This is a genomic window from Actinomadura fibrosa, assembly GCF_900659615.1.
GTDB lineage: Bacteria > Actinomycetota > Actinomycetes > Streptosporangiales > Streptosporangiaceae > Spirillospora > Spirillospora fibrosa.
This window is the reverse complement of sequence record NZ_CAACUY010000288.1, coordinates 1-10,036: the sequence shown is the minus strand read 5'-3', so window position 1 is coordinate 10,036 and position 10,036 is coordinate 1. Positions and strand designations below refer to the sequence as shown.

Annotated in this window: 9 protein-coding genes; 8 read left to right on the top strand and 1 reads right to left on the bottom strand. The window is 75.3% G+C overall.

Annotation, left to right across the window (positions count from 1 at the left end):
* Window positions 1-1,170: sensor histidine kinase (locus tag E1300_RS43140; protein ID WP_242619766.1), on the bottom strand; the 1,170-nt coding region annotated here is incomplete at its 3' end.
* Window positions 1,171-1,327: 157 nt separating this feature from the next.
* Here E1300_RS43140 and E1300_RS43135 point away from each other — a divergent pair.
* The 8 genes from E1300_RS43135 to E1300_RS43100 form a co-directional block, all read left to right on the top strand.
* A complete protein-coding gene (locus tag E1300_RS43135; protein WP_242619765.1) occupies window positions 1,328-1,783 on the top strand; it encodes a hypothetical protein in 456 nt (151 codons plus the stop codon).
* Between the two features lie 43 nt (window positions 1,784-1,826).
* Complete coding sequence (locus tag E1300_RS43130) at window positions 1,827-2,402, top strand: hypothetical protein (RefSeq protein WP_131763064.1); 576 nt, start codon at window positions 1,827-1,829, stop codon at window positions 2,400-2,402.
* A gap of 33 nt (window positions 2,403-2,435) precedes the next feature.
* On the top strand, window positions 2,436-3,569 hold the full coding sequence (locus E1300_RS43125; RefSeq protein ID WP_306440701.1) for an NAD(P)/FAD-dependent oxidoreductase: 1,134 nt from the start codon (window positions 2,436-2,438) through the stop codon (window positions 3,567-3,569).
* Between the two features lie 71 nt (window positions 3,570-3,640).
* Window positions 3,641-4,510: an SDR family NAD(P)-dependent oxidoreductase gene (locus tag E1300_RS43120; RefSeq protein ID WP_131763062.1), complete on the top strand. Its 870-nt coding sequence runs from the start codon at window positions 3,641-3,643 to the stop codon at window positions 4,508-4,510.
* 9 nt (window positions 4,511-4,519) lie between these two features.
* Complete coding sequence (locus tag E1300_RS43115; protein ID WP_131763061.1) at window positions 4,520-5,335, top strand: EI24 domain-containing protein; 816 nt, start codon at window positions 4,520-4,522, stop codon at window positions 5,333-5,335.
* Between the two features lie 75 nt (window positions 5,336-5,410).
* Window positions 5,411-6,757 (top strand): hypothetical protein, encoded by a 1,347-nt coding sequence (locus tag E1300_RS43110; protein ID WP_131763060.1) that lies wholly within the window; start codon window positions 5,411-5,413, stop codon window positions 6,755-6,757.
* A gap of 78 nt (window positions 6,758-6,835) precedes the next feature.
* A complete protein-coding gene (locus E1300_RS43105; protein ID WP_131763059.1) occupies window positions 6,836-8,977 on the top strand; it encodes an acyl-CoA dehydrogenase family protein in 2,142 nt (713 codons plus the stop codon).
* Window positions 8,978-9,038: 61 nt separating this feature from the next.
* Window positions 9,039-10,036 (top strand): MmpA family trehalose lipid delivery protein (locus E1300_RS43100; protein ID WP_503104946.1); only part of this gene is annotated, 998 nt, incomplete at its 3' end.

Sequence of the window (10,036 nt, the reverse complement as noted above, 5' to 3'; positions counted from 1 at the left end):
CGGCAGGGAGGCCGTGACCTCGAAGCGGTCGCCGTCGCGGACCCACGCCAGCCCGCCTCCCGCGGCCTCCAGCCGTTCGGCGAGGGCGCGCAGACCCGTCCCGGTGCCCGCGCCGGGGTCGGCGGGCACCCCGGACGCGCCGTCGTTCCCGATCCGCAGGCGGGCGACGCCGCCGGTGACGCGGTAGTCGATCGTCGCGTGCCGGGCCCGGCCGTGGCGGAGGAGGTTGGTGGTGGCCTCCCGCATCACGAGGCCCAGCAGGTGGCGGGCGGGCTCGGCGACGGCGGCGGGCTCCACGGACGTCCGGGCGTCGATGCCCGCCGACGCGAGCACCCGGGTCGCGTTGGCGATCTCCTCGTCCAGGCTCGTGCGGCGGTAGCCGCGGACGACGGCGCGGGTGTCGCGCAGGGCGTCGGCGGCCAGCCGCCGCACCTCCTCCATCTCGGCGGCGGCGCGGGCCGGGTCCGTCCCGGCGAGCCGGGCGGCGAGCTCGCTCTTCAGCGCGATGACCTGGAGGTGGTGGCCCTGGATGTCGTGCAGGTCGGCGGCGAACCGCAGCCGCTCGTCCTTGACCGCGAGCTCCGCCGACAGCCGCCGCGCCTCGTCCAGCCGTCCGGCGATGTCCCAGGCCCACAGCGGGCCGAGCATCGCCCAGATGACGAAGGCGGTCATCCCGGGCGGGAACAGCGCGGCGTACAGGAGCTCGCCGTCCCCGCTGAGGAGGCTGACGGCGCCGCCGGGCAGCGCCGCGAGGACCGTCGCGCCCACGATCAGCCGCCGCCGCGGCCGCGGGTCCAGGTACGTCGCGGCGACGGCCGCCGTCATCGCGGGCGCGAGGGGCCACAGCCCGTAGTTGCGCAGGGCCAGCGGGCAGGCGGCGAGCACGATCGCCGCCAGGATCCCGGCGGCGGGCCAGCCCGCGGGCGGGCGCGGACGGGGACCGCGGCCGCCGCCCGACAGCCGCGCGTTGAGGAGCACCACGACCGCCGCCACCTCGACGGCCAGCGCGGCGGCGCTGAACGCGCGCGGCTGGACCGGGACGTCGCCGTCCAGGATCCACGCGCCGGTGAACAGGATCAGGACGCCCACGTTGGTGCCCGGGACCGCCCACCAGGTGTACCGGCGGAAGCCCGCTAAGCCCGTCTCGTCCTTGGGTGCCCCGTCATGCACGCGGCCATTGTTCCAGCCGCGGGCCGCCGGGACGGGGTGCCATATGGCCGGTATCCGCATGACAGATGTCATGCGGACCCGTAGGGGTCCGTCACTACTGGGCTCGATCCCGTTCCCGCAGGCTGAGGGCGTCCGAAAGGCACGGAAGGAGAGGCCCATGCAGGCTCGGAACGGGATCGCACTGGCGAGCGAGGCCGGCGAGGCGGGCGAGGCGGGCGCCAGGCGTCACGGCGGCTGGGGCATGTTCGCCCGGCACTACGTCGAGATGGTCATCGCGATGGCGGTTGGGATGCTCGTCTTCGGCGCGGCCGTACGGGGCGTGCTCGCGCTGGCGGGGGCGGAGGCGTCGCTGTCGCGGTATCCGGAGGCGGCGTCGCTGGAGATGGCGTTCGACATGTCGGCCGGGATGCTCGTCTGGATGCGGGTGCGCGGGCACGGCTGGGCGGGCTCCCTGGAGATGTGCGCGGCGATGTTCGCGCCCCTCGCGGTGCTGTTCCCGCTGCTGTGGCTGGACGTCGTCGGCGCCGGTTCGCTGATGCCGCTGGAGCACGCCGCGATGCTGCCGCTGATGCTCGCCGTCATGCTCCGCCGCCGCGCCGAGTACGCGCACTGATGCCGTCCACCGCGATCCGTGCCCTGACCGGGAGGTGTTCGTCATGACCGAGGTGGCGCGCGAGCGGCGGGGGCCGCTCTGGACGCTGTTGCGGCGCTGGCCCACGGCGGTGGCGCTGGCGGCCGCGGCGCTGATCTGGAGCGGCGGCATGGAGGACCTGGCCGACACCGTTTCCGGGCTCGGCGAGGCGGTGCTCCTGCTGCCGCTGGAGTACCTGATCCTCGACCGGATCGGGCGGCGCGGCGCGTCCTGGCCGGTGGTCGGCGCCATGGTCGCCGTGGTCGTCGCGGTCGACCTGCTGGATGCGGTGCCGCTGTCCGGTGTCGTCGTCGCCATGGCGCTCGTCCTGCTGGTGTGGGGAGCGGTAGGCGGGACGCCGAATGGCCGGGGCTCCTTCCGCCTCCAGGCCGCGGGCATGCTCGGCTTCGGCGCGATCGCCCTGGTGGCCCTGGCGGTGGACCCGGATGTGGGCCGCTACCTGGTGGCGGCGGGCTGGCTGCTCCACGGGGCCTGGGACGCCGTGCACCTGAAGCTCGACAAGGTCGTGTCCCGCTCGTACGCCGAAGCCTGCGGTGTCGTCGATGTGGCGGTCGGGGCCATGCTCCTCTTCCTGCCGTGACCGGCCGTTCGCGCCCGCCCGCCGCCGCCGGGCGTGGAGGGCTTGCCGGGAGCCGTCCGTTCGATCAGAGTGAGCCGTGTGGTCGTGGTCGTCATCGGGGCAGGTGTGTACGGCGCGGCGGTGAGCGCCTCACTGGTGCGGCGGGGTGCCCGCGTCGTCGTCGTGGACGGGGGCGCGCCGGCGAGCGGGACGTCCGGCGCGACGTTCTCGTGGACGAACTCGTGCGGGAAGCAGCCGCGGGTGTACCACGATCTGAACGTCGCGGGCATGGAGGCCCACCGGAGGCTGGCGGCGGAGGTGCCGCACGGCGGCTGGTACCACGAGGGCGGCAACCTGGAGTGGGCCGGTACCGACGCCGAGTCGGAGGCGCTGCGCGCGAAGGTCGCCGGCGTCCTGGAGTACGGGTACGCGGCGCGCTGGGTCGACCGCGCCGAGGTGCTGCGGCTCGAACCGGACCTGGACCCCGCCGCGGTGCCCGACGAGGCCGCGTTCTTCCCTCGCGAGGGGTGGATCGAGCCGGCTCCGCTGGTCGCCCATCTGCTGTCCAGCGGTGCCGAGGTGGTGCGGAACGACCCCGTGACCGGCCTCGACATCGAGGGCGGGACGGTGCGCGCCGTCCGGCTCGCCTCGAAACGGCGGCTGGCCGCGGACGCGGTCGTGAACTGCGCCGGGCCGCAGGCGGCCAGGATCGCCGGGTTCGCCGGGCTGAGCCTGCCGATGCGCAACACGCGGGGCGTGCTCGTCTACACCTCGCCGGTGGCGGTGGCGGCGGCGCGGGTCCTGCACACCCCGCGCGTCGACCTGCGGCCGGACGGCGCCGGGCGGCTGCTGCTGCACACGGGCCGGACCGACGGCGCCGTGCGGGTGGCCGAGGCAGGGGAGATCACCGTCGAGCAGTCGACGGTCGAGGAGGTGCTGGAGGCGGGCCGGGCGCTCTATCCGGGGCTCCGGGCCGCGACGGTGGAGAGCGTCCGGGTGGGGGAGCGGCCCATCCCCGGGGACGGGCTGCCGGTGCTCGGGCGGGCGCCGGGCCTGCCGAACCTCCACTTCGCCGTCTCGCACAGCGGCGCGACCCTGTGCCTGCACGCCGGTGATCTCGTCGCCGCCGAGGTGCTCGGCGACGACCAGAGCGACACGCTGGCTCCCTTCCGCTTCGAGCGCTTCTGAGCGGCCGTCCCCCGGCGAGGCCTTGTCAGCAATCGCTTGCCCGGGCCCGGGGACGGTGGTGGGGTGGGAGGATGGAGACCAAGATCGCGATCGTGACCGGGGGGACGTCGGGGATCGGCAAGGAGATCGCCCGCGGGCTGGCGCGGCGGGGTTTCACGGTGGGCATCGTCTGCCGGAACGAGCTGCGGGGCCGGGCGACCGTGGACGAGCTGCGCCGCGACGCGCCGGACGCGCGGGTCGAGACCTTCATCGCCGACCTGTCGGTGCAGCAGGACGTGCGGCGGGTCGCCGCGTCGCTGGCGGAGCGGTTCGACCGGCTGGACGTGCTGGTGAACAACGCCGGCGTGCACCTGGTGCGGGCCAAGGTCAGCGCGGACGGGTACGACCGCATGGTCGCGACGAACCATCTCGGGCCGTTCCTGCTCACGAACCTGCTGCTCGGGCCGCTGGAGAAGGGCGCGCCGTCGCGGATCGTCATCGTGGCCTCCGAGGCGCACCGGTTCGCGGACGGGATCGACGTGGACCGGCTGGCCGAGCCGGGCTCGTACGGGGCGGCGGGGTCGCTGCGCGTGTACGGGCGCTCGAAGCTGCTGAACATCCTGTTCGCGCAGGAGCTGGCGAGGCGGATGGAGGGCAGCGGCGTCACGGCGAACGCGATGTGCCCCGGCTTCGTCGCGACGTCGCTCGCGCGGGACGTGCGCGGCGGCGAGCGGGTCGGCGCGCTGCTGTCGCGCACCCCCGTCATGCGGACCCCGGCGCAGGGCGCGCGGATGGCGCTGCGGCTCGCGACGGCCGACGAGTTCGAGGGCCGCAGCGGCGGCTTCTACAGCTCGACGCCCGGCGCGGGGCTGCTGCCCGCGGCGGGCCCGCTGAAGGATCCGGAGCTGCGCCGGGCGGTCTGGGAGGCTTCGGCCCGGCTCGTCGGGCTCCCGGCCCGGTAGCGTTGGCGTGTGGACGATGCGCATGCCCCCCGGACGTCGCGTGCCAGGGACCTCTTCGCCGGTGCCGGCTACCTGCTGCGCGGCCTCGGCTGGACGGCCCGGCACCCCGCGCAGTGGCTGTTCGGCCTGATCCCGGCGCTGATCGTGCTGGCCGTGTACGCGGCGGCGCTCACCGGCCTGGCGTGGAAGATCGACGAGCTGGCCGACTGGACGACCCCGTTCGCCGACGGCTGGTCCGAGAGCGCGCGGACGTCGGTCCGGGTCGTCGCCGGGCTCGCCCTCTACGGTGCCGCGCTGTTCCTCGCGGTGGTCACGTTCACCGCGGTGACGCTGCTGGTCGGCGACCCGTTCTACGAGGCGATCGCGGTCCGGGTGGAGGAGTCGCAGGGCGGCGCCCCGCCGGAGCCGGACGTCCCGCTGCTCGTCCGGATCGGCCGGGCGGTCAAGGACACGGTGATCCTGGGCGTGGTCGCGCTGCTGTTCGCGGTCGTGTTCTTCGCGTGCGGGTTCCTGCCCGTGGTGGGGCAGACGGTCGTCCCGGTGGTGGCGGCGCTGGTGTCCGGCTACTTCCTCGCGGGCGAGCTGACCTCGGTCGCGCTGGAGCGGCGGGGGCTGCGGCGCCGGGAGCGGTTCGCGCTGCTGAAGCGGAACCGGCCGCTCGCGGTCGGGTTCGGCGCCGCGACCTTCGTGATGTTTCTCATCCCGCTGGGCGCGGTGCTCGCCATGCCGGGCGCGGTGGCGGGCGGCACGCTCCTCGCGCGGGAGCGGCTCGCGCCGCGCGAACCGGTGACGCACGGTGAGATCGGGGTCGCGGGGCATCACTGATGCGATAGGAAGATGTGTCCGGAGCGTGATTGCGGCTCCGAACGCGATTATTGATCTTCGCGTAACGTGTGCCGCATGTCCGATCAGGGGGAGCGCGGTGTGCGCTGGACCGATATGAGCGAGAGCGAACCCGGCCGCGAGCGGGAGGAGCCGCGGGCGGGGCAGGAGGAGGGCCTGCCGCCGGTGGCCTTCCCCGAGGCCAAGGTGCCCGAGGTCCGGGTGCCCGCGCCGACGGGGCGGACGGACTTCTCCGAGCAGGACGACCGGCCCCGCTCCGAGCCCGCCTCCGGGCCCGCCTCCGGTGAGCCCGCCGCCGCTGAGCCCGGTTCGGCGGGCGGAGCGGCCATCACGGAGCCGAAGAGCCCGGCGCTGCACGACGTCTGGGGCAAGGTCGAGAAGGCCGAGAGGCAGGAGCAGCCCGAGGCGCCGGACGCCGAGGACGTCAAGGTCGCCCCGGTCCCCGAGGAGGCGCCCCAGTGGGAGGGGTCGCTGTTCGAGGGCGGCGCGGACGACGGCGAGGGCGATCCGAAGTACGTGCCCGCCGTCCCCGCGGGCGCGGCCGGGCCCGCGAAGCCGGGCAAGCCGAGCAGTGGCAACTGGCAGATGCCGGAGTGGATGGCCGACGAGGCCGCCGCGGACGCCAAGCTCGGCGGCTCGCCCCGCTCGTCCGGCGAGAAGCTGGAGGACGGCGGCGGCCGGGGCCGGCTGGCGCTGTACGGCGGGGTCGGCCTGCTCGTGGTCGCGCTGCTCGCCGCGGGCGGCGTCTACCTGCTGAAGGGGCGCGACGACGCGGCGCCGGCCGCGAAGAAGGGGGACAGCGCGGCGAGGCCGCCGCGGGAGTCGCCGGTCGCGATGCCGCCGGACAAGCCGCTCCGGACGTTCAGCGGCCGGCCGAGCAAGGTCCTCGGGCACGTGGCCGACCCGATCTCGGGGCTGTCGTACCCGCGGCTGGGCCCGCCGTGGCAGCTGCCCACCAAGCAGAACAAGCTGGGCACCTCGGGCTGGTCGGGGCAGCAGATCCTCGTCACCGAGCGCCGGGGCGGGCAGCTCTGGTACGGCCAGCTGCTCACCGGCGGGCTGGCGCCGACGCTGAAGAGCTCCTACCGCGGGCCGTCGAGCGTCAAGAACGTGAGCGGGCTGGCGGCCCGGGGCCACGAGGCGCAGTACTACGCGTTCCCGCACCGCTCGTCGCCGCTGGCCTCGCAGGCGCTGAACGTGGACGGGCACAAGGGCTGGCTGGTCGCCTCGTACCTCACCTACAAGCGGTCCGGGGTGCGGGCGACCGGGGAGATCACGGCGACGGCGGTGATCGACACGGGCCGGCCCGCGCCGGCAGTGGTGTTCGCGTCGCTGCCGAACACCCACAAGCGGCAGTGGCCCGACCTGAACACCTTCCTCACCCAGCTGAAGATCGCCGGCTGAGATCGCGGGCCCGGCTCTCCGAATTCCGTTCGGTTTCTCGTAGGCTGTGCCGCACCCCCGGAGCGAGAGGTGCGCGTCATGGCGATCGGGCTGACCGAGGAGCACGAGGCGCTGGCGGCGTCCGTGCGCGGGTTCGCCGAGCGGAACATCACGTCGCGGGACGTCCGGGAGGCGGAGGACGGCTTCCTGGCCGGCCTCGCCTCCCAGGGCCTCCTCGGCCTGCACCTGCCGGAGGAGGCGGGCGGGCAGGGGTTCGGGCTCCTGGAACAGGCGGTCGCGCTGGAGGAGCTCGGCCGGGCCCTCGCGCCCGGTGCCTACACCCCGACCGTCCTCGCCTCGGCGGTCCTGAGCGCCGCCGGTGCCGCGAAGCACCTGGACGGCCTGGCGGACGGGTCCCGGACGGCCGCGGTCGGGCTGTCCGGCGGTCTCCGAGTGGACGGGTCCACCGTGTCCGGCACGGTCAGCCCCGTCCTGGGCGCGCCCCTCGCCGATCTCTTCGTGCTTCCCGCCGGTGACCGGTGGGTGGTCGTCGAGAGGGACGAGGTCTCCGTCGAGCCGCTGGAGTCACTCGACATCAGCCGTCCCGTCGGTGCCGTCGCGGTGGAGGGGCTGGCCGTCCCGGAGGAGCGCCTCCTCGGCGGCGTCGACCCGAAGGCCCTCGCGGCGGTCCTGCTGGGCGCCGAGGCGTGCGGCGTGGCGGGGCGCGCCCTGGACGACGCCGTCGCCTACGCCAAGCTCCGCGAGCAGTTCGGCCGTCCCATCGGGCAGTTCCAGGGCGTCAAGCACAAGTGCGCGCGGATGCTCATCGCCGTCGAGCGGGCCAGGGCGGCGGTCTGGGACGCGGCCCGCGCCCTCGACGACCGCGCCCTCGACGATTCCGCGGAACAGCGTGCGTACGCCGTCGGCGTCGCGGCCGTCCTCGCGGCGGACGCGGCGGTCCTGTGCGCCGAGGGCAACATCCAGGTGCACGGAGGCGTCGGCTACACCTACGAGCACGACGCCCACCTCTGCTACCGGCGGGCCATGACGCTCCGGGCCCTGCTCGGACGGGCGAGCGGGCACCGGGCGGACGTGGCCGCGCTCGCGGTCGCGGGCGTGCGGCGTCCCATGGACGTCGAGCTCTCCGAGGACGCCGCGCCGCTCCGCGAGGAGATCCGCGCGCGGGTCGCCGAGATGGCCGCGATGGACGTCGCGGAGCAGCGGGCCGCGATGGCGGAGGGCGGCTGGGTGACGCCGCACCTGCCGAAGCCGTGGGGACGGGACGCGGGGCCGGTGGAGCAGATCGTCATCCAGCAGGAGCTGAAGCGGGCCGGGGTCCGCCCGGTGCCGCTGATGATCGCGGCGTGGGTCGTCCCGTCGCTGGTGCGGTACGGGACGCCGGAGCAGCGGGAGCGGTTCCTGCCGCCGACGCTGCGCGGCGAGATCGTCTGGTGCCAGCTCTTCTCCGAGCCGGGCGCGGGCTCCGACCTCGCCGGGCTGGCGACGCGGGCCGAGCGGGTCGAGGGCGGCTGGCGGATCAGCGGCCAGAAGATCTGGACATCGCTGGCCCGCGAGGCGCAGTGGGCGATCTGCATCGCCCGGACCGATCCGTCCAGGCCGAAGCACGACGGGATCACCTACTTCCTCGTGGACATGGCGTCCGAGGGCATCGAGGTCCGCCCCTTGCGGGAGTGCACCGGCGACGCCGTCTTCAACGAGGTCTTCCTGGACGGGGTGTTCGTGCCGGACGAGCTCGTCGTCGGACCGGTGAACGAGGGCTGGCGCGTCGCCCGCACCACGCTGGCGAACGAGCGCGTCGGGCTGACCGGGTCGTTCCAGCTCGGCGGCGACCTGCCGAAGCTCGTCCGGCTCGCGGACGAGCTCGGCCTGGCCGGGGACCCGGTCGTCCGGGACGGGCTCGGGCGGCTGGCCTGCGACGAGCACGCCTTCGCGCTGCTCGGCCTCCGCGCCACGCTGAAGCAGCTGTCGGGCACCGACCCGGGCGCCACGGCGAACGTCCGGAAACTGGTCGCGATGGAGCACGGCCAGCAGGTCACCGAGTTCGGGTTCACGCTGCTCGGGGCGGAGGGCGCGCTGACCGGCGGCTGGCGGGACGGTCTGCGGGCGCGCTGGACCCGCTACATGCTCGCCTCGCGCGCCATGTCCATCGGCGGCGGCACGACCGAGGTCAACCTGAACGTGATCGGCGAGCGCATCCTCGGCCTGCCCCGGGACCCGTGAGCCGCGCCCTGCCCGGGACCCGTGAGCCCCGCCCCGGCCCGTCGGGTAGCGTCCAGGCCTGATGGGGGACAGGACGCGGCACCTGGCGGCCGCACTGACCGGGTTGGGGCTCGGGCTCGCGGCGCTCGGGCCGGGGCTCGCGCCCGGTTTCGTGCTGTCGTACGACATGGTGGCCGTGCCCGACCCGGCGTTCACCGCGCTGACGTTCGGGCTGACGGGCACGGTGCCGCGGCACGTGCCGAGCGACGCGTTCGTCACCGCGCTCGCGGCCGTCGCCCCGGCGGACCTCGTGCAGAAGCTCGTCCTGCTGGCGGTCTTCGTCATGGCGTGCACGGCGGCGGCGTCGCTGGTGCCCTCGCGCCGGCTCGCGCCGCGCCTGGCCGCCGGGGTCTGCTACGCGTGGAACCCGTTCGTCGCCGAGCGGCTGCTGCTCGGCCAGTGGGCGCTGCTGCTCGGGTACGCGGCGCTGCCGTGGGTGGTCGCGGCCGCGTCCCTGACGGGCGCGCCGGGCGGCGGGCGGCGGCTCGTCCGCGCGCTGGTCCCGGCGGCGATCGGCGGGTTCGCGGCCCTGGCCGTCTCCGGCCTCACCGCCCTCGCGGTCGCGGCGGTGACCCGCCCGGGGAAGGACGACACGGGTCCGGCGTGGGCGCCGGTGCCGCGGGTGATCGGGGCGGTGGGGGTGCTGAGCCTGCCGTGGCTCGTCCCCGGCCTGCTCAGGCCCGCCGGCATGCCCGAGGACGGCACGGCCGTCGAGGCGTTCGCGGCCCGCGCCGACACCCCGTTCGGGACGCTCGGCAGCCTGCTGGCGCTCGGCGGCGTCTGGAACGGCGAGACCGTGCCCCGCGGGTACGGAGCGCCGGTGACGGCCGGCATCTGGCTCCTCGTCGTGCTCGGCTCGCTCGCCGCCTACTGGCGCTGGTGCCGCGAGCCGGCGTGGCGGCGGGGGGCGGCGGTCGCGGCCGCCGCCGTGTTCTTCCAGGGGATGGGGAGCATCTCGGCGTCGGAGACCGATCCGGTGCTGGCGGCCTACGACTTCTCGCGGTTCCGCACGGTCGTGGA

Coding starts and splice junctions, on each gene's coding strand:
- E1300_RS43120 (WP_131763062.1), top strand. CDS start 3,641: ATGGAGACCAAGATCGCGATCGTGACCGGGGGGACGTCGGGGATCGGC.
- E1300_RS43105 (WP_131763059.1), top strand. CDS start 6,836: ATGGCGATCGGGCTGACCGAGGAGCACGAGGCGCTGGCGGCGTCCGTG.
- E1300_RS43130 (WP_131763064.1), top strand. CDS start 1,827: ATGACCGAGGTGGCGCGCGAGCGGCGGGGGCCGCTCTGGACGCTGTTG.
- E1300_RS43135 (WP_242619765.1), top strand. CDS start 1,328: ATGCAGGCTCGGAACGGGATCGCACTGGCGAGCGAGGCCGGCGAGGCG.
- E1300_RS43110 (WP_131763060.1), top strand. CDS start 5,411: ATGTCCGATCAGGGGGAGCGCGGTGTGCGCTGGACCGATATGAGCGAG.